Origin of the sequence: Georhizobium sp. MAB10 (assembly GCF_045012825.1) — a bacterium.
In the GTDB taxonomy this organism is placed as follows: domain Bacteria; phylum Pseudomonadota; class Alphaproteobacteria; order Rhizobiales; family Rhizobiaceae; genus Georhizobium; species Georhizobium profundi.
Window position 1 is genome coordinate 1,640,372 of record NZ_CP118314.1, and the last position, 25,639, is coordinate 1,666,010.

Sequence of the window (25,639 nt, forward strand, 5' to 3'; positions counted from 1 at the left end):
TGGAGCGCCCCGCGTTTCCAGTTAAGGAAGTCGCGAAACGTGGAACCGCTCATGTCGAGAGATCCATCCGCGTTGCCTCCAAGGGTGTCTACGCGGACGGCGCGTCTATAACCGACAGGTGGAAAAAGCGCAAGCACGGCCGGCTTTCGCGCGGAGACGTCCAATTTTGAAAAGCCTTGCCTTGTGATCGAGGCTGCGGCCGGTAGAACGACACGGAACTGTTACACGGGCGCGGCATGGGTGCCTGAGTAAAACGCATTTTATCAGGACCGCGACGATGACAGTGCAGCGATCGACGATGACCGGCGACAATCTCGCTGCCGAACGGCCGACCGTCGAGATGGGCGAGCTCTTTCAAACCTTCGGCAAGATCGGGCTTCTCTCCTTTGGGGGGCCTGCGGGCCAGATCGCGCTCATGCATCGCATACTGGTCGATGAAAAACGCTGGTTGTCCGAGCCGCAGTTCCTTCATGCGCTGAATTTCTGCATGCTGCTGCCCGGACCCGAGGCCATGCAACTCGCCACCTATTCCGGTTGGCTTCTAAAAGGCGTCCGCGGCGGGCTTCTGGCCGGCCTTCTCTTTGTCCTGCCCGGCTTTTTCGTGCTGCTGGGGCTTTCGATCCTCTACATCACGCTGGGCGACGTGCCGATCGTCGATGGGTTGCTGTTCGGCCTGAAGGCAGCGGTTCTCGCAATCGTGCTGGAAGCAATGATCAAGGTCGCCAGGCGCGCGCTGCACGGACGCTTCGCCTATGCCATCGCGATTGCCGCTTTCGTGGCTATTGCGTTTCTGCAGGTGCCGTTCCCGCTGATCATCGCCGCGGCCGGCCTTCTCGGGATTCTGCGTCATCGCGTCTTCGGCGCTGCGGATTCCGGCCAGCCGGCAGATGACGTCCTGCCGGAACCGAAGGTGCCGTTTTCGTCGACGGTGAAGACGCTTGCCGTCTGGGGAGCGCTCTGGCTCGGTCCGCTCGCCTTGCTCGTCATCATTTTCGGCAGGGGGCAGGTGTTTGCGGATCAGGCTCTGTTCTTTTCGCAAACCGCGATCGTCACATTCGGCGGGGCCTATGCGGTGCTTGCCTATGTGGCGCAGCAGGCGGTTGAATTTTACGGCTGGCTGCGGCCGGACGAAATGCTGACGGGCCTGGGACTGGCCGAGACGACGCCGGGACCGCTCATTCTCGTTCTGGTCTTCGTTGGCTTCCTGGGCGCATCGCGCATGTCCGGTCTCGATCCGGTCACGGGCGGCGTTCTCGGCAGCACGACGGCGCTCTTCTTCACGTTCATTCCCTGCTTCCTCTGGATCTTCGTCGGCGCGCCTTACATCGAGCGCCTGCGCGGCGTGAAATGGCTTTCGGCAGCACTTTCCGCCATCACGGCAGCCGTGGTGGGCGTCATCGCCAATCTTGCCGTCTGGTTCGGCCTGCAGGTTCTCTTCGGCGAAACGTCGAGTGTCGATTGGGGCCCGTTCTCGCTCCCTTCGTTCGATCCGGCGGCGCTGGATATTGCGGCTCTTGCCATCGCGCTCGCCGCCGGCATTGCGCTCATCCGGTTTCACCTCAACATCTTTCTCGTTCTCGGAGCGGCTGCGGCCGCTGGCGTGATCCTCACGCTCGGCTGAAGATCCGGCACCGGAAATTCCGCTCCATCGGTGGACAAAGCCGGATGCTTGACCGAAGGTGCGGCCCGAATTACGCAACGGCATTTCCTGACACCGACACGGATTGAAATAATCATGCCCGCATATCGCTCCCGCACCACGACCCATGGCCGCAACATGGCCGGCGCGCGCGGCCTCTGGCGCGCCACCGGCATGAAGGACGGCGATTTCGGCAAGCCGATCATCGCGGTCGTGAACTCCTTCACCCAGTTCGTGCCGGGCCACGTGCACCTCAAGGATCTCGGCCAGCTCGTCGCGCGCGAAATCGAGGCCGCCGGCGGTGTCGCCAAGGAGTTCAACACGATCGCGGTCGATGACGGCATCGCCATGGGCCATGACGGCATGCTCTATTCGCTGCCGTCGCGCGAGATCATCGCCGACAGCGTCGAGTACATGGTCAACGCGCATTGCGCGGACGCCATGGTCTGCATCTCCAACTGCGACAAGATCACGCCCGGCATGCTGAACGCTGCCATGCGCCTCAACATCCCTGCCGTCTTCGTGTCCGGCGGGCCAATGGAAGCCGGCAAGGTGGTGCTGAACGGCAAGGTGAAGGCGCTCGACCTCGTCGATGCGATGGTGGCTGCAGCCGACGACAGCGTGTCCGACGAAGACGTCAAGGCGATCGAACGCTCCGCCTGCCCGACCTGCGGCTCGTGCTCGGGCATGTTCACGGCCAATTCGATGAACTGCCTGACCGAAGCGCTCGGCCTCTCGTTGCCGGGCAATGGCTCCACGCTCGCCACGCATGCGGATCGCAAGCGGCTGTTCGTGGAGGCCGGTCACCTTATCGTCGATATCGCCAAGCGCTATTACGAGCAGGAGGACGAAAGCGTCCTGCCGCGCAATGTCGCGAACAAGCGGGCCTTCGAAAACGCCATGTCGCTCGATATCGCCATGGGCGGTTCGACCAACACGGTGCTGCATATCCTCGCCGCCGCCCATGAGGGCGAGATCGATTTCACCATGGACGACATCGACCAGCTGTCGCGCAAGGTGCCGTGCCTGTCGAAGGTGGCGCCCGCTAAGTCGGATGTTCACATGGAAGACGTCCACCGGGCAGGCGGCATCATGTCGATCCTCGGCGAACTGGAAAAGGGCGGGCTCATTCATCGCGACAGCCCGACCGTGCATGCACCCACGCTTGGCGATGCGATCGACCATTGGGACATCGGCCGCACGTCGAGCGAGAGCGTGCGCAAGTTCTTCAGCGCAGCGCCCGGCGGCATTCCGACCCAGGTGGCATTCAGCCAGGAAGCGCGTTGGGAAGAGCTCGACATCGACCGCGAAAATGGCGTTATCCGCTCTGTCGCGAATCCCTTCTCCAAGGATGGCGGTCTTGCCGTGCTCAAGGGCAACATCGCGCTCGACGGCTGCATCGTGAAGACGGCGGGCGTAGACGAGTCGATCCTGAAATTCACCGGTCCAGCGGTCGTCTTCGAAAGCCAGGATGCGGCGGTGAAGGGCATTCTCGGCAATGAGGTGAAGGCCGGCGATGTGGTCGTCATCCGCTACGAAGGGCCGAAGGGCGGACCGGGCATGCAGGAAATGCTCTACCCGACGAGCTATTTGAAGTCGAAAGGTCTCGGCAAGGCCTGCGCGCTCGTTACCGATGGCCGCTTCTCAGGCGGCACGTCCGGCCTCTCCATCGGCCACGCGTCGCCGGAAGCAGCGCAGGGCGGGATGATCGGGCTGGTGCGCGATGGCGACATGATCGAGATCGATATCCCGAATCGCACAATCAATCTGGCCGTCGCTGAAGACGAGTTGGCTCAGCGTCGTGCCGAACAGGACAGGCTTGGCTGGAAGCCGGCGGCGCCGCGCAAGCGCAACGTCACAACCGCTCTGAAGGCCTACGCCGCCTTCGCATCGAGCGCCGATAAGGGCGCGGTGCGGATCTTGCCGGAGTAGGAGTTCTCCACGGTCCAATCGTGAAAAAGGCCGGGCGCATCGCCCGGCCTTTTTTCGTTAAAGCGATCGGAATGTTGATCAGTCGAAGAGGCTGGAGACCGACTCTTCCGCTGCGGTGCGGTTGATGGCTTCGCCGATCAGGTTCGCCGTCGTGATGACGCGGATGTTGTGGGCCGCCTGGACCGCTGGCGACGGCTGGATGCTGTCGGTGATGACCAGCTCTTTCAGCTTGGAGGAGGTGACGCGGGCGACCGCGCCGCCGGACAGCACGCCGTGGGTGATGTAGGCGGTGACGCTCGTCGCGCCCTGGTTCAACAGCGCTTCGGCCGCGTTGCAGAGCGTGCCGCCAGAATCGACGATGTCGTCGATCAGCAGGCAGTCGCGGCCGACGATGTCGCCGATCACGTTCATCACTTCGGACTCACCGGGCCGGTCGCGGCGCTTGTCCACGATGGCGAGTTGTGCATCGAGGCGCTTCGCCAACGAGCGGGCACGCACCACGCCGCCGACGTCGGGCGACACGACGGTGATGTTCGACAGATCGTAATGCTCCTTCACGTCGCGCGACAGGATCGGCACGGCGTAGAGGTTGTCGGTCGGGATATCGAAGAAGCCCTGGATCTGGCCAGCGTGGAGATCGAGCGTCAGAACGCGATCGGCGCCGGCATGGGTAATCAGATTGGCCACAAGCTTTGCCGAGATCGGCGTGCGCGGACCGGGTTTGCGATCCTGGCGGGCATAGCCGAAATAGGGCAGCACCGCGGTGATGCGGCGGGCCGACGACCGGCGGAACGCGTCGATCATGATCAACAGTTCCATGAGGTGGTCGTTGGCGGGGTAGGAGGTCGACTGGACGACGAAGACGTCTTCGCCGCGCACGTTCTCCTGGATCTCGACGAAGATTTCCTGGTCCGCGAAGCGGCGGACGCTGGCCTTGCCGAGTTGTAGATTGAGATAGGTGCAGATGGAGTCGGCAAGCATCTTGTTGGAATTGCCCGCGAAGATTTTCATGATTGTCCGCCCGTGCTGCGCGCCGTTGCCGGCCTTTTAGCCAGTCTCGTCTCGATTGCAAGCCGCGGCGGCGGATTGTTCGCCAAGGATCAGCCCTGCCGCTGGCTTTCCCACAGTGTGAAGGCTTGAAGGCTCTGCTCAGCCACGCTCTCCATGGCTGCGCTCGGGATGTCGTCCCAGGACGTCGCGCCTGCCTGGCTCGGCTTTTCGGCTTCGATCGTGCCGCGAATGCGGTGGAGACGGTTGCCGCTGCCGTCGAGCACGTCCCAGACGTAATAGACCGTGTTGGTGGTCTCGCCGCGCTCGGCCGACAAATAGCCTTTCAGCACGTAGGCGCTGGTTTCGTCCTGGAAAGGCAGGACAGTCAGGCCCAGCCGTCCGGCTTCGGTGCGCAAACGGCGTGACATTGGCGTCACGGCTTCCAGTGGAGCACCGATGATCGGCATGAAGCGGATTGTCGGCGTGGCGGACTGGTCTGAGGTCGGTGGGACAAGGGCGAGCTCGGCACCATCGCCTTCGCCAGCCGGTGTCGCGTAGGTCGCAGCGTCGATTTCGATCGGGCTGGTCGGATTGCTGCTTTGACCGGCTGTCTCAATGGCGGCAACAGGGCCATCGGTCGATGTGCAGGCGGCCAATCCGGCCAAGAGGCCGAGCGCCAAGATGATCCGGATCGGTCCGGGAGCACGCCTCATGCCGTTATCCCTGTCGTCTCATCGTCCCGTTTGAAGCTGGGCACACAAGCGCAGGCCCACGCCAACTTATGGTTCGGGGCGTTCGGCTAAGTCAACGCTGAATAAGTTCAAGCTTATGTTTGGACAGGGCTTCCGGGGCGCCTGGCGTCGTCAGATAGGTTTGCCCGAGCGTCATCGCGACGCCTGCGTCGGAGTCCATGATGATCATGTGGACGAAGAGCGACATGTCCGGCTCGATCGGCTGCGGGCTGCCCTGGTAAAACATCTGGTGTTCCATCCATGACGGCGCAAAGCGCGCGCCGAGCGAGTAGCCGCAAGCGTTCAGCCGGTGACGGGCAAGGCCACGCTCATCCATCACCCTGGCATGAACGTCGAAGACCTCGCCGAAAGTGTGACCCGTGGTCAGCACCGGCTCGATCTGCTGGATCGCATCGAGGCAGGCGTCGAAAAGCTCGATGTGGCGCTGCTTCGGCTTGCCGATCATGATCGTGCGCATCATGGCGGCATGGTAGCGCGCGCTGGTGCCGGCCCATTCGAGCGTCAGCTGGTCGGTCTTGTTGAGCTTCCGGCGACCCGACTTGGAGCGGCAGAGCAGGGCATCGTCGCCTGAGCCGATGATGAACTCATTGCCGGGATACTCGCCGTCGCCAGCCAGTACGGCGCCCTGCATGGCAGCCAACAGATCCGCTTCGCGTGCACCGGGCTCGATCAGCGGCAAGGCCGCGTCGAGCGCGGCATCGGCGAGCTTTGCCGCCTTGCGCACATGCACGATCTCGGCCGGGCTCTTGGTCAGGCGCAGATTGCTGACGACGTAGGATGCATCGATGATCTTGCCGAAGGACTGGAGCTGGTTGTCCAGTCGGCGCGTGTTCGTTCCGGTCAGCCCGTGCGTGTCGTATTCGACGCCGATGCGCGCGCCGAGCAGGTCCATCTCGTCGAGCAGGTTCTTCAGTTCCACCGTCGGATCGGCGTTGGCGCGATCGGTCCACACGGTGATGTTCTCGATCGTGGAGGTGTGGCGTGCCTGACGAAGATCGGCCGAGCGCGTCAGAAGGCTCATCTGCCCATCGGCCTTCACGATCAGGCTCTGGAAGAAGCAGAAGCCGAAGGTGTCGTAACCGGTCAGCCAGTACATGCTCTCCTGGGCAAACAAAAGCAGCGCGTCGAGCCGCTCCTCCTTCATGGCCATGAGCAACCGTTCGAGACGGCCGGAATATTCTTCCGGGGCAAAGCGCGGGGCCATGGGGGTTACTCCGTGATTGCGATCGCTGCGATCTGCCGACCGTAGTCCGGCTCGCCGCGATGGGTGGTGCGCCTGTAGGAGAAGAAGGCGGCCTCGTCCTCATAGGTGCAGTGGCCGGTCGATTCTGCCGCGACGCCGGCCCGCTTCAAACGGTGAAGCGTGTAGGCCGGCAGATCGAACATGGCATGCCCGGCACGATCGGAATCGGCAAAAAAGCGCTGGTTGTCGGGATCAGCGTCTGTGAAACGCTCCACGAACTCCGGGCCGACCTCGTAATTGCGCACGCTGATGGATGGGCCGAGGCTTGCTCGGATCGACCGACGGTCGGCACCAAGGTTCTCCATGGCGGCGATCGTATTTTCCAGCACGCCGGTCAGGGCGCCGCGCCAACCTGCGTGTGCCGCTCCGACGACGCCTGCATCCGGGTCGCAGAACAGGATGGGTCCGCAATCGGCCGTCAAGACGCCGATGACGACGCCGGGGATGTTGGTGACCACGGCGTCCGCCTTCGGGCGCTCGTCCCCGAAAGAGCCGGTGGCGACAACCACATCCGGCGAATGGATCTGATGCGGCGTGGCGAGATCGTCGATCGACCGGTTGAAATGGCCGCAGACACGCACGCGATTCTCGATGACTGCATCCCGCTCGTCATTGGAGCCGAGGCCCACATTAAGGCCCTGATAGATCCCTTGGGAAACACCGCCGTGGCGGGTGAAAAACCCATGTCTGATAGGGGTTCCGCTCGTCGCCTGCGCGATCAGATCGCTCTCGATCGGCTGGGGTGGTGAAGTGGCAAGCATCAATCGTCCCGTCCCTTGGTCGAAGCGCGGCGATGGTGGCGACGGCTCGGCAGTCTGTCAATCATCAAGCTCAGCGGCCCTTGGGGGCGGCTTCGCCAAAGCGTGCAAAGGGAGCGAAATCCATCGGTTGGCCAGAGATGGCAAGCACCTTGAACAATTCGCCCATCCGCCCTGGCCCCATCCCTGCGATGCGGTCCACGGCAACTTCGATCGCTTTTTGCGTTTCCCGGTCTTTGTCCGCACCGAGCCGGCCCGCGCGATCAAGAAGACCAAGGCCGAGGAGAAAGTCGCTCTGGCATGTCAGGCGCAGCACATGTGCGCCTGAAGCCTGTGCAGCGGCGCTGAGAACCGCAAAATCCACATGGCTGGTCAGGTCGGCTTCGCCGGGATGCGCCAGCGGATCGTCAAAGGCGTGATTGCGCATGGCCTGCAGGGTGTCGCCGAAACCCGCCACGCGATGACCGTAGTCGATGACAGCGGCAAGCCCGCCTTCAGCGCGAAGTTTCGTCGCGAGCGCGGCCATGAACGCTTCGCGAATGGGCGAGGCTTCGAACACGGTGCCCTCAGGCTGGCTTTCCCAGTCATGAGGGAGAGCGCTTGCCTCGATTACCGCCGGTCCGATGCCGAAGGTGAGCTCTCCTGCCAGGTCGAGGCCAATGACCTTTTCGCGAAAGGCTGATCCGGATTTGACGAACTGCCGGATCGGAAGCGCGTCGAACAGCTCGTTGGCGGCAAGCAGCATGTGCCCCTTCGGCACATCTTCGAGGCGCTCGTGCCATGAGCAGCGATCGGCATAATCCCGCAGCGTTTCGGCCTGGATGGTGCGCAGCCGGGGGCTCGTCTCCACGAGGTGGGCGCTCCAGCTGGCCATGTCGGCGCCCAGTACCTTGCGGATCGTGCGCAGCATGTCCTTCATCAGCGTGCCGCGGCCCGGGCCAAGTTCCACCAGGCGCACCGGTCTCGGCATTCCGGCCGCCTGCCAGCCGCCGAGCAGGAAGATCGCGATCATTTCGCCGAAGAGCTGCGTGACCTCCGGAGCGGTGATGAAATCACCTGACGCACCGAACGGCTCGCGGGTCATGTAATAGCCGTGTTGCGGATCAGACAGGCAGATATGGAAGTAGTCGGAGACGCTGAGCGGCCCGCCCGTTTCGATCAGGCGGACTATCTTGTCGGCAAGTGGGGTCTTGCGCGGTGGGCGCCCGCTCATGTCAGGATGGAGCGCCACTGGTCGAAGCCGCCTTGCGGCCACCGGCGGTGGCCATGGCCCACAGGCCAGCAGCGAGCATCGGCAACGACAGCAGCATGCCCATTGTCAGCCAGCCGCCGGAGAGGTAGCCAATATGAGCGTCCGGCTCGCGGAAGAACTCCACGAAAATGCGCGAGGCCGCATATCCCGCGACGAACGTGCCGGCAATGAAGCCCGGCTGCTTCAGCTTGCGGCCGAAATGAATGAGCAGCCAGATCACGACGAAGAGCACGATGCCTTCAAGCGCTGCCTCGTAGAGCTGGCTTGGATGGCGCGGCTCCGGTCCGCCTGTCGGGAAGACGAACGCCCACGGCACGTCCGTCGGCCGTCCCCAGAGCTCCGAATTGATGAAGTTCGCGAGGCGTCCGAACAGAAGGCCGATCGGAACGACGGCAGCCACGGTGTCGAGCAGCGTCCAGACCGGGATCTGGCGCGATCGCGCAAAGAGGATGATCGCGATCGTCGTGCCGAGGAACCCGCCATGGAACGACATGCCCCCGGTCCAGACAGCGAAGATCGACAGGGGGTTCGCCAGGAAGCTCGCGAAATCGTAAAACAGCACGTAACCGATGCGCCCGCCGGCGACGATGCCGACCGCCGCCCACAACAGGAAGTCATCGAGATCCGTCAGCGTCATGGGCGCCCGGCCTGTCGGCCACAGACGCTCGTTCGCGACGAGCCTGCGGGCATAGATCCAGCCGAGGATGATGCCGGCCACATAGGCCAGTCCGTACCAGCGAACGGCAACCGGGCCGATCTGCACGATGACGGGATCGATCGTCGGGAAGGGGAGGACCGCAAGCGGTGTCAGGAGATAGTCCAAGCTCTCGGAACCCTGGTTGATGGCGGGCGGAAGATGACGGTGGAACGTGGTGTGGTCAAGGCGCGAGACACAAACGTCCCGACCATCCTCTATTCGCTTGAATTTAGGGCCTCGCGCTCCTAGTTCGAAGGCTTAAAGGTCGTGGTCGGCCTGACAGAGACAGAAAGGGTACTTCATGGCCTCCGGATCGAACCGAATCCTCGACGAATTCGCCAAGCTGATGACCGACGCCGCCGGCACGGCGCAAAGCGTGCGGCAGGAATTCGAAACGGCATTCCGCAGCCAGGCCGATCGCGTCTTGAACACGATGGACGTGGTCAAGCGCGAGGAATTCGAGGCCGTGCGCGACATGGCGATCAAGGCGCGCGACGAGAACGAGCGTCTCCTCAAGCGCATCGAAGCCCTCGAAGGCAAGCTCGCGTCGAGCACGACCGCCACAGGCACGACCGCGACGGGCACGACCGACAAGATCGGCTGATTGTCGCTGGATCATGCGTGCCGGCCCGGGACACGCCGCGGGCCGTCGACACACTTATCCATAGATTTTTAACCATGCCCTTCCGGCTCTGGCCGGAGGGAAAAAGACGAGGCGGCAGAGTCAGTTATGACTCACCGCTGAATCTGTCTGGCAGGAACTGTCCACACCCCATTTCCATCCTCCGCCGTGACAGGGCTGGCGCAAGCAATCTCCCGTTATAGACTGATTTTTAATGATGATTCGAAACGGGCTCTTTGAGTTTGGCTTGGCGCATGATGCGCTTGGTGAACACGGATCGTCGTCCAAGGGGTAGGTCCGGCAAGACTGTCGCATAAGCGCCGCGGTTTCCTGATGAGAGGGATACGGGTGCGATGGTTCCGGCTGACAAAGGGTGTGGCATGAGCCTTCAGGAAGTGAGCTTCGAACGCGCAACGAATCCGGTCGATATGATCGAGTTCGTGGCTGCGACGAACCAATGGTCGTTCGAACGCTCAGGCGAAGACGAAATCGCCATGACAGTCGAAGGCAAGTGGTCCGACTACCACATCTCCTTCTCCTGGATGGAAGAGTTCGAGGCGCTGCATCTGGCCTGCGCCTTCGACATGAAGGTTGCGCCGAGCCGCGTCACCGAGGTCGTGCGGCTTCTGTCGCTGGTCAATAGCCAGGTGCTGATGGGCCATTTCGATCTTTGGGAGCAGGAAGACGTCGTGATCTTCCGCCAGTCGCTGCTGCTGGCCGGCGGTGCGGAGCCCACCAACCAGCAGGTGGAAGTGCTGCTTTCGAGCGCGCTCGAGACCTGCGAGATCTATTTCCAGGCTTTCCAGTTCGTGGTCTGGTCCGGCATGGAAGCGAAGAGCGCTCTCGAAACGGTTCTGTTCGAGACCGTCGGCGAGGCTTGAGGCCTTGGCGATCGGAGATATCGCAGCACACGGGCCTGTCGTCCTCGTTGGCGCAGGCAATATGGGCGGCGCCATGCTGCGCGGCTGGGTCGCCGCCGGCCTGTCGGGCGCGGATATCCGAATCGTCGATCCAAATCCATCTCCAGAGATGTTGGCCTATAGCGAGGCATCGGGCATCCAGATCGATGCCGCAGCCTCCAGTGATGTAAAGGCCGGCATCCTCTTCGTCGCGGTCAAGCCGCAGGCCATGGCGGCGGTGCTGCCGACCCTGCGTCCGCTTGTCGATGCGCAGACGGTTGTCGTTTCGGTCGCTGCCGGCACCACGATCGACACTCTTCGCGATGGGCTGGGAGCGGAAGCGATCGTGCGCGCCATGCCGAACACTCCGGCCATGGTCGGGCGGGGCATCACCGCGGCCGTGCCTACGCATGCCGTCGATGACCGGCAGAAATCTGCGGTCGATGCGTTGCTCGCCGTTTCCGGCCCGGTGGAATGGCTGGAGGACGAAGCGCTCATCGATGCGGTCACGGCTGTCTCGGGCAGCGGGCCGGCCTATGCGTTTTATCTGGTGGAATGCATGGCAGAAGCTGGTCGCAAGGCCGGCCTTCCGGAAGATCTGGCGATGCGCCTTGCGCGGGCCACCGTTTCCGGTGCCGGCGAACTGATGCATCGTTCACCCGATGATGCCGGAACGCTCCGCAAGAACGTGACCTCGCCCAACGGCACCACGGCGGCGGCGCTCTCCGTGCTGATGGAAGACGGAGCGATGCAGGCCCTCTTCGACCGGGCCGTTGCAGCCGCCAAGAGCCGATCCGAAGAACTGTCCAAGAGCGAATGATGAGCGAAGAGACGAGTGCCGAGATCACATGGAGCGACTTCGAAAAAGTCGATATCCGCGTGGGCACGATCGTGGAAGCGGAGCCGTTTCCTGAGGCACGCAAGCCGGCGATCAAGCTCAGGATCGACTTTGGGCCACTCGGCATCAAGAAGTCTTCGGCACAGATCACCAAGCATTATGAGCCCGGTGAGCTCGTTGGACGCCAGATCATCGCGGTCGTGAACTTCCCGCCGCGACAGATCGGCCCGATGCGCTCGGAAGTGCTAACGCTCGGATTGCCGGATGAAGAAGGTCAGGTCGTGCTGGCAGCAGTCGACAAGGTCGTGCCGAATGGCGGCCGCGTGTTCTGATACACCTAAACCTCCGCCTTAACCTTTTCGCCACCACGCAGCTCAAAACTCGGCTGCATCCGGATAGTGTCCATTTCGGTTGACGTCGTCTTAGGGTTTCATCCTCAAAGGTGACGCCGTCAACGGGCAGGGCGTGGGTATGGGTTTCGATCAAGTGTCACTTCTTGCAGCGATCGGTTTTTCCGGCGCTGCATTGTGTGTCACCCTGCTGGGCGCCTGGATGGGGGCGCGCACCGATCTCTTCCTGGTCAATTGGTCAGGCGGATTGGCAGCCATCGTCGCCGGCGTGATCCTGTTTGCAATGCTCGGCGAAACCTACAACGAACCCCTGCAATGGGCCTCGTTCATGGCCTTTCTGTCGGGGTTCGGGTTGATCTATGGCGGGTCGATGCAGTTTCGAACCGGGCGCGCGAACTGGCGTCTGGTCGGGTTTGCCGTCTTCGCGGGTGTCGCACCAACCACCGTCGCCTTTCTTCTCGGTTACTCCGGCATCGGGACGATCGTCGGTAACGTGATGATCGGTGCGATCCTGCTTTTGATCGCGAGAGAATACTGGACGGGCCGGAAGGAAGTGCCGCTTGCGATGACGACCGGCGCCATTCTCTATGTCGCAACTGCGATCTCGTTCTTCCTCTGCGGCTTCGTCCTTGCGGCGGATGGGCTCTGGATTCTGACGGAGCGACCTTCCAACTGGGCTGAAGACCTGAATTCGATCGTCGCCATCATTGGCCTCACCGGCATCGGCGCGCTATCGCTCGGCGTCAACCAGTCGCGTATCGCGCGCTATCATCATCTTCAGGCACAAACCGACCCGCTAACCGGCCTTTTGAACCGGCGCGGGCTGGCGGAGCGCTATGGCGCTGTCACGCAAAATGCCCGCTCGGCCGTCATCGTCTTCGACCTCGATCGCTTCAAGGCGATCAATGATCTCTACGGCCACGGCGTGGGCGATGTCGTGCTGTCGCGATTTGCAGGCGTGATGAGGGCGAATATCCGCTCGACAGACATCGCAGCCCGGTTCGGGGGCGAGGAGTTCTGCGTGATCCTCCAGGACGCCGACCAGCGCACCGCCGTGGCGATCGCCGAGCGCATCCGGCATGAACTGGCCGCACAACTTTTCGCAGCCGAGGGCCGCAGCATCGCTGCCACCGTGAGCGCGGGCGTTACCGTAAGCTCGGAGCGCGGCCAGCCGATCGATGCACTGATCGCCGTTGCCGATGACGCGCTCTACCGGGCCAAGACCGAAGGGCGCAACCGCGTCCGAAGCGGTCCGTACCCTCGAGCTGCCTGACGGTTCAGGTAGCGTCTGTCACGCCGGGACCCGGATGATTGCCCGCAGGCCCCCGATGGGGCTGTCGTCCAGCATCACGTCGCCGCCATGGCTGCGTGCGATGTCGCGGGCAATCGCGAGGCCGAGCCCGGTGCCGCTCTCGTTGAGATTTCGCGCTTCATCCAGCCGGAAAAACGGCTTGAAGACATCCTCGCGCGCCTTCAGCGGAATACCGGGGCCGTCGTCATCGACCGTGATCGTCAGCCATCGCGGCCCGTGGACAGCAGTGAGGCGCACATTGTCGGCATATCGAAACGCGTTCGACGTGAGGTTGTGAACAAGCCGCGAGAAGGCGTTCGGCCGGACGTTGACCAGCGGATCGCCCTCGATCGAGATCATGATGCCGGATTCGAGCAGCGCCGCCTCGTCGCGGATACGGCCGAACAGGGTCTCGATGTTCAGCGTGCCGATGTCTTCCTCCGCTTCGCCCTTGGCGAAGGAGAGATAGCCTTCCAGCATCAACTGCATGTCCTCGACATCCTGGTTGAGGCTTTTGACCTCTGGGCCATCGCCCAGGAAGGCCAGTTGCAGCTTGAAGCGCGTGAGGATGGTGCGCAGATCGTGGCTGACGCCCGATAGCATCGCCGTGCGCTGCTCGATCTGACGCTCGATGCGCTCGCGCATCTGGATGAAGGCCTGGCCCGCGCGTCTCACCTCGTCGGCGCCGCGCGGCTGGAAACCGGACAGCTTCTGGCCCTTGCCGAATCGCTCCGCCGCTTCTGCAAGCTTCAGGATCGGCCTGATCTGACCGCGCAGGAAGAGAATGGCGATGGCGAGCAACACGAGTGACGTGATCACCATCCAGAGCAGGAAGATGTGGGTATTGGACGCATAGGCCTGACTGCGCCGCGCGAAGATCCGGAGGATCGAATTGTCCATCTGGATGCGCACTTCGACGAGATCGGAATTGCCCACCGTGTCGATCCAGAAGGGGCGGCGCACCTGGCGGGACAGTTCTTGCGACAGGATGCGATCGAGGATCGAAAAGAACGGCTTCGGCCGGGGTGGAGGCAGGTCTCCCGACGGTTCGATGGCGATGTTGAGCGCTAAGCGCTCACGCGCGATGCGAATGATCTCGGCGTGGTCCGCTGTCTGCGGATAGGTCTCGATGACGTCGATGATTGCCGCGATGTCGCGCGTCACCGCTGTCGAGAGACGTTGCGTCACGGTCTGCCAGTGCCGCTCCATGAAGTTGAAGGCGATTACCGACTGCAGGATCACCATCGGCAGGATGATGATCAGAAGAGCGCGTGCGTAGAGACCGCGTGGCACGCGCCGCTTGAGCCAGCGCGTCACGCGGCGCAGGCCGCTCACTGGGCGGCGGTCCTCCAGCGCACTTGCGGACAAGGCGTGCTGGCTCAGGCCCGCCTGCGGCGGTGCCTGTGCCGCGTCGGTCGGCTGTCTCTCGTGCCGACCCATCGGCCAAGCCTCCGTCTATTCCACGCTCAGGCGATAGCCGATGCCTCTGACGGTCTGCAGCCAGATGGGGTTTGCAGGATCGGTCTCGATCTTGCGGCGAAGGCGATTGATCTGCACGTCGATCGTGCGTTCGCCAACCTCGGCGTCGGAGCCGACGAGTTCATGGCGTGGGATCGTTTCACCGGCGCGTTCGGCGAACTGCGTCATGATCTCCTGCTCGCGGTCGGTGAGGCGGATCGGCTCGCCGGCACGTTTCAACTCGCGCTTGGTGATCACGAAGGTGTAAGGGCCGAAGACCACCTGTTCGATCTTGGGCGTTGCCGGCTGTGCGCCGCGCTTCAGGATGTTGCTGACCCTCAGTGCCAGTTCGCGCGGCTCGAACGGCTTCGGCAGATAGTCGTCCGCACCGGCTTCGAGGCCTTCGATCCGGTTGTCGGCTTCCGTCAACGCCGTGAGCATGAGGATCGGCACGTCCTTTACGGCCCGCAGGCTGCGCGTGAGATCGACGCCGGATTCACCGGGCATCATCACGTCGAGGATGAGCAGATCGAAATCGATGCCCTCGAGCTTGCGGCGCGCTTCCGCAGCGTCGGCTGCGGTCGTGACGCGGAAGCCGCGTTCGGAGAGATAGCGCTTGAGGAGATCGCGGATGCGGGTGTCGTCATCCACGACGAGCAGATGGGCAGCATCGTCGGAAATCGGTTCAGGCGATGGATTTTGTGTCACGCAGTACCTCTCACATCCTCTGCGCGCCGGGCGGCGGCAAAGGTCCACCGCCGGTCGCTACTTGCCCCCATCCAGCATGCCGCGCAGGAAACTCACGACCGTTTCGCGGCTCCCGGCGGGCAGATCGCGCAATGCCTTCGCGATACGGCGAGACTGTGGCTTTGCCAGATCGAGTGCGAGTTTGCGCCCTTTTTCGGTCGTATACAACTTCCGCTGCCGCCTGTCTTCAGCGCCCATGACTTGATGGATGTGGCCTGAATCGACCAACTGCTTCAGCACGCGTGCGAGGCTCTGCTTCGTGATGCGCAGCGTGTCGAGGAGATCGGCAACAGTCAGCCCTGGTTGACGGTCGACAAAGTGGAGCACACGGTGGTGCGCCCGCCCAAACTCGATGCGCTGGAGGATCTGGTCAGGGTCCGACGTGAAGTCTCGATAGGCGAAAAACAGAAGCTCGATGAGTTCCGTATCGATGGATGCGAGATCGGATGCCTGGCTTTTGCCTGCCTCGGCGGCTTGCGGTTTTGTTGCGCCTGGTGCCATCGTCGCGTTCGATCCTTTCAGATATGTCAGGCATATTGACATATTTTTACCGGATTGCTAGCTTTTCGTTCTGCCTCACACTGCACCGGCCGGGTTCGACGCGCAGCCGGGTTCATGCAGATGGGCGTCCACAACTAGAGCCGCAACCGATCCACAAGAGCTCCGGCGCGGCGGAGGAAACACGATGGCTTCCGTTCCTTTCGATCAACTCGATGGTCACATCTGGTTCAATGGCGAATTCGTGCCTTGGAAGGACGCGAAGATTCACGTGCTGACGCATGGCCTCCACTATGCTTCGTCGGTGTTCGAGGGCGAGCGGGCCTATGGCGGGCGCATCTTCAAGCTGACCGAACACACCGAACGCCTGATCAAGTCCGGCGAGATCCTCGGTTTCGACATTCCCTACAGCGTTGCCGAGATCGATGATGCCTGCATCAAGCTTCTCGAAATGCAGGGCTTCCAGGACGCCTATGTGCGCCCGATCGCCTGGCGCGGTTCGGAAATGATGGGCGTTTCGGCCCAGGCCAACCGGATCAATGTCGCGATCGCCATCTGGCAGTGGCCGAGCTACTTCAAGCCGGAAGAGAAGCTGAAGGGCATCCGCCTCGACATGGCGGAATACCGCCGGCCGGACCCGCGCACGGCTCCTTCGAAGTCGAAGGCTGCTGGCCTCTACATGATCTGCACCCTGTCGAAGCACGCGGCCGAGAAGAAGGGCTATGCCGATGCATTGATGCTCGACTGGCGCGGCCAGGTCGCCGAGGCGACGGGCGCCAACGTGTTCTTCGTCAAGGATGGCGTCATCCACACGCCGACGCCCGACTGCTTCCTCGACGGCATCACGCGCCGCACGGTTATCGATCTGGCCAAGCGCCGCGGCTACGAAGTGGTAGAGCGGGCGATCATGCCGGAAGAGCTGGAAGGCTTCGAGCAGTGCTTCTTGACTGGCACGGCGGCGGAAGTAACCCCTGTTTCGGAAATCGGGCCCTACAGCTTTACCGTCGGTGAAATCGCGACCAATCTCGTCAACGACTACGCTGCCGAAGTGCAGCCGAAACGTCTCGCCGCCGAATAGGGCAGCTCGAATATTGTGCCATTACGCCGGATCACGGGACGTGATCCGGCGGAACATTTTCTGAGTGATCTTCGTTTTTGGGAGTGATGCTGCGCCCTCGGCGCCGCTTTCTCTATCATGGAAAACTCAGATGATTGATCGACACGGCGTTGTAACCCCCGTCGCTTCGTGGGGCAGCATTTTCGGCGGCGCAGTAACTGTGATTGCCGTTTCCATTCTCCTTTCCCTTCTGGGCGCCGGTCTCGGCTTTGGCGCCGTAGATCCCCAGTCGAACGATCCGCTCGGCGGCATTGGTGTCGGGTTCGGGATTTGGTCCGTTCTGTCGCTCTTCATCAGCCTTGCCGCCGGCGGTTTCGTTGCAGGTTACCTCTCGCTGCAGGCTGGCTGGGTCCACGGTCTTCTGTCCTGGGCTACAGCTTTGATTGCCGCTGTCGTTCTTTCGGCATTCGCCATCAGCGGTGCGACGCAGCTCGCAGGCTCGGCGATCGGCTCGGTCGCCTCGCTGACCGGCTCTGCCATTTCCACCACGGCTGGCCTCGGCGGTGATGCGATTTCCGCCGTCGTTTCCAATTTCGACGAAGACCAGTTCGCCGATGTGGACGCCGAGGGTGCCGCTGCCGACATTCGTGAGCTTCTCCAGGACACCGATATCGAGGCCCTTCAGCCGGAAGCGATCTCCGAGGAACTGCAGGGTACGCGGGCGGACTTTGCCGATGCGTTCGAAGCGCTCCGCAGCAACCCGACGGAGTATGCTGCTGTTCTGGACAATCTCGCCAACGACCTGCAGACGCGTCTTGAAGGGTTTGGCGAAGAGATCGATCGCAATGCGATCGTTGCTTCGCTGACTGAAAACACCGACATGACCCAGCAGGAGGCCGAGCAGGCGACCGACCAGGCGATTGCCCGTTACGAAGAGTTCTCGACGTCCGTGCGCGAACAGGTCGATGCCGCTGTCCAGTCAGTCCAGGGTCTCGGCACGGAAATCGAGCAGCTTGAAGCGCAGGCGCGCGAGCAGGCCGCTCAGGCAGCCGATGCGATTTCCAGCGCGTCGCTCTGGGCGTTTCTGGCTTGCCTCATCGGCGCCGGGATTTCGGCTGTTGCCGGCTTCGGCGGTGCCCGCACGCGCGAGCTGATGGAACTCTAACCACTGCTTTCCGGAATGTTCCATGTGGGCCGCCTCTTTCAGGCGGCCCTTTTCACATGAAGCTCAAGGTGCTAGCCCGCGACTGCAACAGGGGTTTTGCTTATGGGACAACTTCAGGCGGGCATCATCCCGGTCACGGCATTTCAGCAGAATTGCACGATCCTCTTCGACAGTGAGACCAAGCGCGGCGTCGTTGTCGACCCGGGTGGTGAGGTGGACAAGATTCAGGAGGTGATCGCGCAAAACGGCCTTGTGATCGAGGCGATCTGGCTGACGCACGGACATATCGACCACGCGGGTGGTGCCATGGAGCTCAAAGAAGCGCTCGGCATCGACATCATCGGTCCGCACAGGGATGATGGTTTCCTGCTCGAGGGGCTGGAAGAGCAGGGCCGCCGGTTTGGCGTCGACGATCCGGTGCGCAATTGCACACCCGATCGCTGGCTGGACGATGGCGACAGCGTGAGCGCCGGCGGTCACGTCTTCACCGTGCGCCATTGTCCGGGGCACGCGCCTGGCCACGTCATCTTCGTCAATGACGAAGCCAAGTTCGCTCATGTCGGCGACGTTCTGTTTCGCGGCTCGATCGGCAGGACGGATCTGCCGGGCGGCGACCATGAAACCCTCCTTCGATCGATCAAGGACAAGGTGCTGCCGCTCGGCGACGATTTCGGTTTTCTCTGCGGGCATGGGCCTGGCGGTCGCATTGGCGAGGAGCGCCTGACCAATCCCTATCTGAAGGGTCTTTGACCCATAAAACAAAAAAAGCCGGTTCTCGCGAACCGGCCTTTTCGTTGAGGCGTTCGATCGATCGTCAGTTGGCGACGCAGAAGCGCTCCTGACCATCATAGCCCACGAACGTGCCGGAGGAGGGGTCGAAGGACCGGTAACGGCGAGAGCAATAGTCGTACCAGGCCGGGCTCCAGGGCTGATAACCCTGGCTGACGACCGGCCGGTAAACCGGGGCAGGGCGATAGGCTGGCGCAGGGTGATAGACGGGCGCAGGCCGGAAGGCCGGTTGATAGCTCGGTGCCGGCGGATAGTAGGTCGGCTGCGGCGGGTAATAGGTCGGCGCCGGATCGACATAGACGCGGCGGTTGTTGTTGCTATCGGCAATTGCACCGCCGATGATGGCGCCGGCGGCGAGACCCAGCACACCGAGCGCAACGGCATCGCCGCGATCACGGTTGTGCCAATGACGATGGCCTGCTTCAGCCGGAGCCAGCGTGGTGAAGAGGGTCGCCGCTGCGGCGACACCAAGAACAAGCATCTGCGACAATTTCTTCATGGTCTTGATCCCCAAGGAGCCTCGCTCCTGAACAGAACCCCGCAGCCTTTGGAAGCGCTGGGCGATGATGAGAATTTATCGGGTGCTGCCTGAACGCTGGCTGAACGAATTTCGTCAGCTTCCCGCCGTACGATTTTATGAGCGGAGAGATGCCCGGCCACGCATGGCCGGGAGGTTTTCATGTCCGCAAGCACTTGGCCTCGAGCTGTCTGATCAGCCGTCTACGGCGAGGTTCACCGCTTTCGGCCCTTTCCCGTGTCGATCGGGCTCGGTGTCGAACTTGACCTTCTGGTTCTCGGCCAATCCCGACAAGCCGGAGGCCTGCACGGCGGAGATATGGACAAAGATGTCGGCGCCGCCCCTGTCGGGTTTGATGAAGCCGAAGCCTTTTTCGGAATTGAAGAATTTGACTGTACCGGTCTCGGGCATTCTACGCAGTCCCTTTTTCCGCCGCCCGCTGGGTGGCGCGCGGCCATGCTTGAACGACCCCACTGCATGCATGGGGCATGCCTCGGTCTCGATCGGTCATGAGAGGAAAAGTGTTCGTGTTGTTGCGGCTGCCAATGCTTTCGACAAGCAAGGCCAAGTCTATCCGCCCGGAGGATTCTTGCGTCTCCGGAACGCATCTTTCCTTCGTTCGCGACGGGTCCGAACAATGGGAAGACTGATTGAACTCCTTAGATTTCGCAAGTGAAAGTTTCTTGCGAAATCTCAACTGGAGGCGGCAGCGTTTCGAGCCTGACGCGCAGGCAGGACTTCGATGAGCAGGATGGCGACGAAGATGCAGAGGCCGCCGAGATAGCCGAGGCTGCCGATGGTTTCGCCGAGCAGCACGGCGCCGAAAAGGGCGGCAAAAAGCACTTCGGTCGACAGCAGGATGGCGGCAGTGGCGGGCGCGGCATAACGCTGGCCGATGGCCTGCAGGGTAAAGGCAAGGCCGCTCGCGATGGCGCCTGCATAGAGAATTTCGGGCAATGCTGCCTGGATCGCGGTCCACTCGATGGGTTCGAAGACAAGCGCTGCGGCAAGGCCAAGCAGGGTGCAGACGCTGAACTGCACGAAGGCCAGCGCAACAGGTCGGCCGGTCATCGATGCCTGCTGGCCGACGAGGATCACCTGCATGGCCCAGAAGACTGCGGCGAGAATGGTGAAGAGGTCGCCCGGCCGGAGCGAGGTGAGCGCACCATCGGAGAGGAGCACGAGGCCGGCAAAGGCGAGGATCGCGCCCGGCCACACGACGGGATGCGGCGGCCGCCTCAGGATCACCGTCATGAGAATGGGAACGAAGACCACGTAAAGGCCGGTCAGAAATCCGGAATTGGTGACGGTCGTGGTCACCAGTCCGATCTGCTGGAAGACGATGCCGCCAAAAAGCGCGAGGCCGGCAAGCACGAAGCCCGGGCTGAAGGCGATGACGGGGCCGTCTGCCGCCCTTCGACCTTCGGCGATCGCGAAGGGAAGCGTCACCAGCATGGCGATGGCGGAACGCAGGGCGACGAACAGCAGCGGACCGATCGCGTCCATCGCGGTCGACTGCGCCACGAAGCCCATGCCCCAAATGGCGCCGGCGGTCAGCAGGATGGAATTGGCAAGCAGACGGGACATCAAAAGCCAGCGGGAAGGAGAGGGGCAGGACGACGACAGGAGTCGGATTGCTATCGCCCGCACTTGCGCTAACAGTTGGTGAAAGCCGCTGCAAGACGCGCGGCATTATCGTCGCCACGCCGAGGATCTGCTGGATGAAAAAGGCCCACCTACAGCACCTTTCGCTCGCCGCAGTCGGGCTTTTCATCCTTACGGAGGCTGCAGTCGCCTCCGGATATCGCGAGTTTCGCGACTGGCAGGTGAACTGCTCCTCTGCGCTCACCTGCCGGCTGACGCCGACCCTGCCGGATGACGCGCCGTTCTATGCTTTCACCCTCAGCCGCAGCAACGCGCCGGATGCCCCGGTGGAACTCACCGTCGGCTTTCGGGAGACGCTTCCAGACGCAAGCGCGCGCATGGACATCGAGATCACGGACGGCCCGGCCCTCTCGCTCGAATTTGCCGAGGCGGAGCGGCGCGAGGATTATTCCGAGCTTCACTTCGAAGACGATGCCGTTCTGCGCAGCCTGATCGAGGCCATGAAGAACGGTACCGAGATGACTGTTTCTATTTCGTCGGATGATCCATCGGCGATCACCGAAGTGTCGCTTTCGGGCGTCACCGCGTCGCTGCTCTTCATCGACGAAAGCCAGGACCGCCTGGAGCGCACAGATGCGCTGCAGGCCATCGGCGATCGCCAGCCGCCGGCCTCGTCTCCGATCAGTGCGATCACCTCGTTCGACGAACTTCCGGCCCATATCGCTGCGGATTTCACCGACGACACGGGCTATTGCGGCGGCCTCGATGACGACCGCTTCGCCGCGATGGAAGGCGTGCTCGTGGATCGCGGCGATGAGGGCGTGATGCTGCTTTTGCCCTGCGGGCTCGGCGGCGCCTACAATTTCCCCTATGCGGTCTATATCGGCGGTGAACTCGCCACCGTGCGCGCACGGGATTTTCCGGTGATGGGCGAGGATGGCCCGCAATCGGAGCCCTTCGCCTACAACATCGATTTCGATCAGACGACCGACCGGATCACATCCTTCTTCAAGGGGCGCGGCATCGGCGATTGTGGAACGCTGTCGGTCTGGTCCGTGGAGAACGACGGGTACGGCCCCTCGCTTACGCTTGTCGAACAGCGCGTGAAGGACGACTGCGACGGCGATTATGGCGACGGCCCAGAGTCCTGGCCGCTTGTCTGGCCGGCTGCGCAGTAGCGCCTGCTCACCTGACGCCGAAAAGCTCTTCCAGCCGCTTCCTGTTCGTGCCGAGATCCGATCGCCCCAGTTTCGAGCGGGAATAGGCGCGGATGGCGGGTGCGCCATCCGAATGTTCAGTGACTTCGATGTCCAGCGTGTCGGGGAAGCGCATCAACGGCGTGTAGATGACGAAGCGGGCATAGAGGGGATTGCTGCGATCATCGACCCGACGCACATGCGCTTCGATGGCTGCGAGCCGTTCGGCAAGCCGGGCAACGATCTCGGTCGGCGGCTGGTCGGGCGTCGCGATCGTGACGCCTGGTGCAGTGCAGGCGCCCTCGGTGCACGCAAGGGCATCGTTGGGCGAACCGCTGCGCCGGCCTTGCGTGAAATCATAGCGGCCGAGATCCGCCGGTCCGGTCATGCGTTCCCAGATGCGTTCGCGACCATAGACGATGGCCGCCAGAACGATGAGGCCGATGACGACGACGAGGATTACGAAGAACATCTTCATTCGCAGATGGCTTCAATCGGGGCCAGCAAATCGGTCATATCATGCCGGGGCGGCTTAGCGGCTGCGTTTGCCGAAGGTTTTTCGGGCCGTGATCGGCCGCTGCGGGACGGGTGGCGGAGCGATGATCGACGGCGCTTCCGGCAGCACGGGAGCCACGGCTGCCTCGTGCAACCGCGGTGCCTCGGTTATTGATGAGGCGCCCGGTTGATCGGGGAAAAGATCGTTGAACTTGCCGAGGATCGTGTCCGGCTTCGCCAGCGCGTAGCCCTGCAGCAGATCCACCTTCAAGTCGATCGCGACATCTACATGCCATGGATGCTCCAGTCCCTCGAACAGTGTCGCGATGCCGTTTGCCCGGAACCGCTGCACCGTGTCTCGCAGCAGGTCTACGCCGGGTGCATGTTCCATATAGCGCAGCACCCAATCCCCGTCGAATTTCACGATGTCGGGCTTGAGCAGTTCGATGCGCGCGATGTCGGAATCTTCCGCGCCATAGTCGTCGACCGCGATGCGGAAACCGCATCCACGGAAATCGTCGACGACGGCGACGAGCGCGGCGCGATTGGCAGCCTTCTTTTCGGTGATCTCGCAAACGATCTGCCGCGGTGCCAGGCCGATCTGCGAGGTGAGATCCAGGAGGCGCGCGACTTCCGTTGCGGTTGTGCGCGCATCGTTGAAGAGCCTCGGATCGAAGTTGAGGAACAACGTCGCCGTTGGTCGATCGAGCTGGCCCATGTTCAGAAGATGCAGTTGGCGACAGAGCGCGTCGACAGGCCCGCCATCCTCCGGGGGCACGCTTGCGAAAAACCCGTAGGGCGAAACGCTCTGGCCGCCCTTGCTCGGCCGGATCAGGCCTTCGAAGGCTTCCAGGCGGAGTTTGCCGTGCCCGATCTGGCGAAAAATCGGCTGGAATGCGGATTTGAGCGCAAAGGGACCATAGACGGCAGCGTACCAGCCATCTTGCTGCCGAACGATATTTTGCGAGAGCGTATGGTTCTGCATCGCCCCGTCTCTCTCCCAAGCGGCCGATCAGGCACTGTCGCAGCTTCCAACTGACATCTTCTTAACACAACCGGCCCACTCATCTCACCGGTGCGCTTGAAAGTCGCGGGCAGATTGGACATACCAGACCGGCATTTTCCTCGCCGGCGCGTGCGGCATTTCATTCGGCGCACCGGTGCAATCGAACCGGAGTTAAGAGCATGGCTTTTCTCGCCGACGCGCTCTCGCGCGTCAAACCATCGGCAACGATCGCTGTCAGCCAGAAGGCCCGCGAACTGAAAGCGCAGGGCCGGGACGTGATCGGGCTTGGCGCAGGTGAGCCAGACTTCGATACGCCGGACAACATCAAGAACGCCGCCATCGCTGCGATCAATCGCGGCGAGACGAAATATACGCCGGTTTCGGGTATCCCGGAACTGCGCAAGGCGATCGCCGACAAGTTCAAGCGTGAAAACGGTCTCGATTACGATCCGTCCCAGACGATCGTCGGCACCGGCGGCAAGCAGATCCTGTTCAACGCCTTCATGGCGACGATGAACCCCGGCGACGAAGTCGTGATCCCGGCTCCCTACTGGGTGAGCTACCCGGAAATGGTCGCGATCTGCGGCGGTACCCCGGTCTTCGTCGAAACGACCATAGACAACAGCTTCAAGCTGACACCGGAAGCGCTCGACAAGGCGATCACGCCGAAGACCAAGTGGCTGATCTTCAACTCACCTTCGAACCCCTCTGGCGCCGCCTACAGCGAGGCTGAGCTGAAGGCCCTGACGGACGTGCTTTTGAAGCACGAGCATGTCTGGGTGCTGACCGACGACATGTACGAGCATCTCGTCTACGGCGACTTCACCTTCACGACGCCGGTTCAGGTGGAGCCGAAGCTCTACGACCGCACGCTGACGATGAACGGCGTCTCGAAGGCCTACGCGATGACGGGCTGGCGCATCGGTTATGCAGCCGGTCCGCTGCAGCTGATCAAGGCCATGGACATGATCCAGGGCCAGCAAACCTCAGGTGCCTGCTCGATCGCTCAATGGGCCGCTGTCGAAGCGCTCAACGGCACCCAGGACTTCATTCCGGAGAACAAGAAGATCTTCGAACGTCGCCGCGATCTCGTCGTGTCGATGCTGAACCAGGCCAAGGGCATCAACTGCCCGACGCCGGAAGGCGCGTTCTACGTCTATCCATCCTGCGCAGGCCTGATCGGAAAGACGTCGCCGAGCGGCAAGGTCATCGAAACGGACGAGGATTTCGTAAGCGAGCTTCTGGAAGCCGAAGGCGTGGCCGTCGTGCACGGCTCGGCATTCGGCCTCGGCCCGAACTTCCGCATTTCCTACGCGACTTCGGAAGAGCTTCTCGAAGAAGCCTGCAGCCGCATCCAGCGCTTCTGCGCTGCCTGCCGCTGAGGCAGCCTATCTGACACTGAACAAAGCGCCGTTCCCGGCTTCGGGGCGGCGCTTTTTCATTGCGGGGAGGGCATCCGGACAAAAAAAGAGGGCCACGGGAAGACCCGGGCCCTTTTAAGTTTGAAGGTCAAAACCTCCAGAGGGGAACAGCAAGATGCGATGACGTGGGAGGAAAGTAGTCACCGTGTGCATCTGCTGTAGGCGATATGATGCTTCGGTAGGCAAACGGCAAGGTTCGGCCGCGCATTTCTGCCATGCGCCACGCACATATCACTGGACGGTGGATGTCGAAGAGGCAACAGTGCAGGATCATTGCGCGCCAAAGAGGCAATTGTGTTTCCGCTAAGTAGTCTCCTCACACGACCATTGATGTTCGTTTCCGGCTTCCTCGGGTTCTATCCGGCTATTTTCCTGTCGGTGGCATATTGGAGTTTTAGAATTTTCCGAGGCCGGAAAATGCG

Annotated in this window: 26 protein-coding genes; 12 read left to right on the top strand and 14 right to left on the bottom strand. The window is 62.3% G+C overall.

The window, feature by feature from the left end:
- The first annotated feature begins 298 nt into the window (after positions 1–298).
- Together chrA and ilvD are read left to right on the top strand one after the other, a co-directional pair.
- Positions 299–1,621, top strand: a complete 1,323-nt coding sequence (gene chrA / locus PU133_RS07520) for a chromate efflux transporter (RefSeq protein ID WP_404864470.1) — start codon at positions 299–301, stop codon at positions 1,619–1,621.
- A 114-nt stretch (positions 1,622–1,735) separates the two neighbouring features.
- Positions 1,736–3,571 carry a dihydroxy-acid dehydratase gene (ilvD, locus tag PU133_RS07525; protein WP_404864138.1) on the top strand — a complete coding sequence of 612 codons (1,836 nt, stop codon included), beginning with the start codon at positions 1,736–1,738 and terminating at the stop codon, positions 3,569–3,571.
- 78 nt (positions 3,572–3,649) lie between these two features.
- On the opposite strand, the gene PU133_RS07530 is transcribed toward ilvD, so the two are convergent.
- From PU133_RS07530 to lgt, 6 genes are all read right to left on the bottom strand, one after another.
- Positions 3,650–4,582, bottom strand: a complete 933-nt coding sequence (locus PU133_RS07530) for a ribose-phosphate pyrophosphokinase (protein ID WP_404864139.1) — start codon at positions 4,580–4,582, stop codon at positions 3,650–3,652.
- An 89-nt stretch (positions 4,583–4,671) separates the two neighbouring features.
- Complete coding sequence (locus PU133_RS07535) at positions 4,672–5,274, bottom strand: hypothetical protein (RefSeq protein ID WP_404864140.1); 603 nt, start codon at positions 5,272–5,274, stop codon at positions 4,672–4,674.
- 91 nt (positions 5,275–5,365) lie between these two features.
- Positions 5,366–6,517, bottom strand: a complete 1,152-nt coding sequence (locus tag PU133_RS07540) for a Xaa-Pro peptidase family protein (protein WP_126009184.1) — start codon at positions 6,515–6,517, stop codon at positions 5,366–5,368.
- A gap of 5 nt (positions 6,518–6,522) precedes the next feature.
- The gene (gene pgeF / locus PU133_RS07545) at positions 6,523–7,317 is read right to left on the bottom strand and encodes a peptidoglycan editing factor PgeF (RefSeq protein ID WP_126009186.1); all 795 of its coding nucleotides are present in this window, start codon (positions 7,315–7,317) and stop codon (positions 6,523–6,525) included.
- 70 nt (positions 7,318–7,387) lie between these two features.
- Positions 7,388–8,527 carry a class I SAM-dependent methyltransferase gene (locus PU133_RS07550; protein ID WP_404864471.1) on the bottom strand — a complete coding sequence of 380 codons (1,140 nt, stop codon included), beginning with the start codon at positions 8,525–8,527 and terminating at the stop codon, positions 7,388–7,390.
- A gap of 1 nt (position 8,528) precedes the next feature.
- Positions 8,529–9,389, bottom strand: a complete 861-nt coding sequence (gene lgt, locus PU133_RS07555) for a prolipoprotein diacylglyceryl transferase (protein ID WP_404864141.1) — start codon at positions 9,387–9,389, stop codon at positions 8,529–8,531.
- Between the two features lie 175 nt (positions 9,390–9,564).
- On the opposite strand from lgt, the gene PU133_RS07560 reads away from it, so the two are divergent.
- The 5 genes from PU133_RS07560 to PU133_RS07580 all read left to right on the top strand — a co-directional run bounded on the left by PU133_RS07560 (position 9,565) and on the right by PU133_RS07580 (position 13,245).
- Entirely contained in the window at positions 9,565–9,867 is a 303-nt protein-coding gene (locus PU133_RS07560) for an accessory factor UbiK family protein (RefSeq protein WP_404864142.1), read from the top strand.
- Positions 9,868–10,265: 398 nt separating this feature from the next.
- Positions 10,266–10,766, top strand: a complete 501-nt coding sequence (locus PU133_RS07565; protein ID WP_126009194.1) for a YbjN domain-containing protein — start codon at positions 10,266–10,268, stop codon at positions 10,764–10,766.
- 61 nt (positions 10,767–10,827) lie between these two features.
- On the top strand, positions 10,828–11,604 hold the full coding sequence (gene proC, locus PU133_RS07570; RefSeq protein ID WP_404864472.1) for a pyrroline-5-carboxylate reductase: 777 nt from the start codon (positions 10,828–10,830) through the stop codon (positions 11,602–11,604).
- Positions 11,604–11,954, top strand: a complete 351-nt coding sequence (locus PU133_RS07575) for a tRNA-binding protein (protein ID WP_404864473.1) — start codon at positions 11,604–11,606, stop codon at positions 11,952–11,954. The genes proC and PU133_RS07575 overlap by 1 nt, the downstream gene beginning before the upstream one ends.
- Positions 11,955–12,093: 139 nt before the next feature.
- Positions 12,094–13,245, top strand: coding sequence for a GGDEF domain-containing protein (locus PU133_RS07580; RefSeq protein WP_404864143.1), 1,152 nt, complete (start codon positions 12,094–12,096; stop codon positions 13,243–13,245).
- 18 nt (positions 13,246–13,263) lie between these two features.
- On the opposite strand, the gene PU133_RS07585 is transcribed toward PU133_RS07580, so the two are convergent.
- The 3 genes from PU133_RS07585 to PU133_RS07595 all read right to left on the bottom strand — a co-directional run bounded on the left by PU133_RS07585 (position 13,264) and on the right by PU133_RS07595 (position 15,969).
- Positions 13,264–14,598: an ATP-binding protein gene (locus PU133_RS07585; RefSeq protein WP_404864474.1), complete on the bottom strand. Its 1,335-nt coding sequence runs from the start codon at positions 14,596–14,598 to the stop codon at positions 13,264–13,266.
- Positions 14,599–14,718: 120 nt separating this feature from the next.
- A complete protein-coding gene (locus PU133_RS07590; RefSeq protein WP_126009203.1) occupies positions 14,719–15,429 on the bottom strand; it encodes a response regulator in 711 nt (236 codons plus the stop codon).
- A gap of 57 nt (positions 15,430–15,486) precedes the next feature.
- Positions 15,487–15,969 carry a MarR family winged helix-turn-helix transcriptional regulator gene (locus tag PU133_RS07595; RefSeq protein WP_126009205.1) on the bottom strand — a complete coding sequence of 161 codons (483 nt, stop codon included), beginning with the start codon at positions 15,967–15,969 and terminating at the stop codon, positions 15,487–15,489.
- A gap of 184 nt (positions 15,970–16,153) precedes the next feature.
- Between PU133_RS07595 and PU133_RS07600 the strand changes: the two genes are divergently transcribed.
- The 3 genes from PU133_RS07600 (at position 16,154) to PU133_RS07610 (ending at position 18,938) form a co-directional block, all read left to right on the top strand.
- Positions 16,154–17,044, top strand: coding sequence for a branched-chain amino acid aminotransferase (locus tag PU133_RS07600; protein WP_126009207.1), 891 nt, complete (start codon positions 16,154–16,156; stop codon positions 17,042–17,044).
- Between the two features lie 130 nt (positions 17,045–17,174).
- Entirely contained in the window at positions 17,175–18,188 is a 1,014-nt protein-coding gene (locus PU133_RS07605; RefSeq protein ID WP_404864144.1) for a hypothetical protein, read from the top strand.
- Positions 18,189–18,290: 102 nt separating this feature from the next.
- The gene (locus PU133_RS07610; RefSeq protein ID WP_404864145.1) at positions 18,291–18,938 is read left to right on the top strand and encodes an MBL fold metallo-hydrolase; all 648 of its coding nucleotides are present in this window, start codon (positions 18,291–18,293) and stop codon (positions 18,936–18,938) included.
- Positions 18,939–19,002: 64 nt separating this feature from the next.
- On the opposite strand, the gene PU133_RS07615 is transcribed toward PU133_RS07610, so the two are convergent.
- From PU133_RS07615 to PU133_RS07625, 3 genes are all read right to left on the bottom strand, one after another.
- Positions 19,003–19,476, bottom strand: coding sequence for a BA14K family protein (locus PU133_RS07615; protein WP_404864146.1), 474 nt, complete (start codon positions 19,474–19,476; stop codon positions 19,003–19,005).
- A 213-nt stretch (positions 19,477–19,689) separates the two neighbouring features.
- Entirely contained in the window at positions 19,690–19,905 is a 216-nt protein-coding gene (locus tag PU133_RS07620) for a cold-shock protein (protein ID WP_126009215.1), read from the bottom strand.
- A 282-nt stretch (positions 19,906–20,187) separates the two neighbouring features.
- On the bottom strand, positions 20,188–21,081 hold the full coding sequence (locus tag PU133_RS07625) for a DMT family transporter (protein WP_404864147.1): 894 nt from the start codon (positions 21,079–21,081) through the stop codon (positions 20,188–20,190).
- Positions 21,082–21,215: 134 nt separating this feature from the next.
- Between PU133_RS07625 and PU133_RS07630 the strand changes: the two genes are divergently transcribed.
- The gene (locus tag PU133_RS07630) at positions 21,216–22,277 is read left to right on the top strand and encodes a DUF1176 domain-containing protein (protein WP_404864148.1); all 1,062 of its coding nucleotides are present in this window, start codon (positions 21,216–21,218) and stop codon (positions 22,275–22,277) included.
- 7 nt (positions 22,278–22,284) lie between these two features.
- Here the strand turns inward: PU133_RS07630 and PU133_RS07635 are convergent, their stop codons facing one another.
- Both PU133_RS07635 and PU133_RS07640 read right to left on the bottom strand, forming a co-directional pair.
- On the bottom strand, positions 22,285–22,773 hold the full coding sequence (locus PU133_RS07635; protein WP_404864149.1) for a DUF1499 domain-containing protein: 489 nt from the start codon (positions 22,771–22,773) through the stop codon (positions 22,285–22,287).
- A gap of 54 nt (positions 22,774–22,827) precedes the next feature.
- A complete protein-coding gene (locus PU133_RS07640) occupies positions 22,828–23,775 on the bottom strand; it encodes an EAL domain-containing protein (RefSeq protein ID WP_404864150.1) in 948 nt (315 codons plus the stop codon).
- Positions 23,776–23,975: 200 nt separating this feature from the next.
- On the opposite strand from PU133_RS07640, the gene PU133_RS07645 reads away from it, so the two are divergent.
- Entirely contained in the window at positions 23,976–25,178 is a 1,203-nt protein-coding gene (locus tag PU133_RS07645; protein WP_126009225.1) for a pyridoxal phosphate-dependent aminotransferase, read from the top strand.
- Positions 25,179–25,639: the final 461 nt, after the last annotated feature.

Coding starts and splice junctions, on each gene's coding strand:
- PU133_RS07535 (WP_404864140.1), bottom strand. CDS start 5,274: ATGAGGCGTGCTCCCGGACCGATCCGGATCATCTTGGCGCTCGGCCTC.
- PU133_RS07625 (WP_404864147.1), bottom strand. CDS start 21,081: ATGTCCCGTCTGCTTGCCAATTCCATCCTGCTGACCGCCGGCGCCATT.
- PU133_RS07575 (WP_404864473.1), top strand. CDS start 11,604: ATGAGCGAAGAGACGAGTGCCGAGATCACATGGAGCGACTTCGAAAAA.
- PU133_RS07550 (WP_404864471.1), bottom strand. CDS start 8,527: ATGAGCGGGCGCCCACCGCGCAAGACCCCACTTGCCGACAAGATAGTC.
- PU133_RS07580 (WP_404864143.1), top strand. CDS start 12,094: ATGGGTTTCGATCAAGTGTCACTTCTTGCAGCGATCGGTTTTTCCGGC.
- PU133_RS07615 (WP_404864146.1), bottom strand. CDS start 19,476: ATGAAGAAATTGTCGCAGATGCTTGTTCTTGGTGTCGCCGCAGCGGCG.
- PU133_RS07540 (WP_126009184.1), bottom strand. CDS start 6,517: ATGGCCCCGCGCTTTGCCCCGGAAGAATATTCCGGCCGTCTCGAACGG.
- PU133_RS07620 (WP_126009215.1), bottom strand. CDS start 19,905: ATGCCCGAGACCGGTACAGTCAAATTCTTCAATTCCGAAAAAGGCTTC.
- PU133_RS07560 (WP_404864142.1), top strand. CDS start 9,565: ATGGCCTCCGGATCGAACCGAATCCTCGACGAATTCGCCAAGCTGATG.
- pgeF (WP_126009186.1), bottom strand. CDS start 7,317: ATGCTTGCCACTTCACCACCCCAGCCGATCGAGAGCGATCTGATCGCG.
- PU133_RS07610 (WP_404864145.1), top strand. CDS start 18,291: ATGGGACAACTTCAGGCGGGCATCATCCCGGTCACGGCATTTCAGCAG.
- ilvD (WP_404864138.1), top strand. CDS start 1,736: ATGCCCGCATATCGCTCCCGCACCACGACCCATGGCCGCAACATGGCC.
- PU133_RS07635 (WP_404864149.1), bottom strand. CDS start 22,773: ATGAAGATGTTCTTCGTAATCCTCGTCGTCGTCATCGGCCTCATCGTT.
- PU133_RS07640 (WP_404864150.1), bottom strand. CDS start 23,775: ATGCAGAACCATACGCTCTCGCAAAATATCGTTCGGCAGCAAGATGGC.
- PU133_RS07600 (WP_126009207.1), top strand. CDS start 16,154: ATGGCTTCCGTTCCTTTCGATCAACTCGATGGTCACATCTGGTTCAAT.
- PU133_RS07595 (WP_126009205.1), bottom strand. CDS start 15,969: ATGGCACCAGGCGCAACAAAACCGCAAGCCGCCGAGGCAGGCAAAAGC.
- PU133_RS07530 (WP_404864139.1), bottom strand. CDS start 4,582: ATGAAAATCTTCGCGGGCAATTCCAACAAGATGCTTGCCGACTCCATC.
- PU133_RS07645 (WP_126009225.1), top strand. CDS start 23,976: ATGGCTTTTCTCGCCGACGCGCTCTCGCGCGTCAAACCATCGGCAACG.
- chrA (WP_404864470.1), top strand. CDS start 299: ATGACCGGCGACAATCTCGCTGCCGAACGGCCGACCGTCGAGATGGGC.
- proC (WP_404864472.1), top strand. CDS start 10,828: ATGGGCGGCGCCATGCTGCGCGGCTGGGTCGCCGCCGGCCTGTCGGGC.
- PU133_RS07565 (WP_126009194.1), top strand. CDS start 10,266: ATGAGCCTTCAGGAAGTGAGCTTCGAACGCGCAACGAATCCGGTCGAT.
- PU133_RS07605 (WP_404864144.1), top strand. CDS start 17,175: ATGATTGATCGACACGGCGTTGTAACCCCCGTCGCTTCGTGGGGCAGC.
- PU133_RS07630 (WP_404864148.1), top strand. CDS start 21,216: ATGAAAAAGGCCCACCTACAGCACCTTTCGCTCGCCGCAGTCGGGCTT.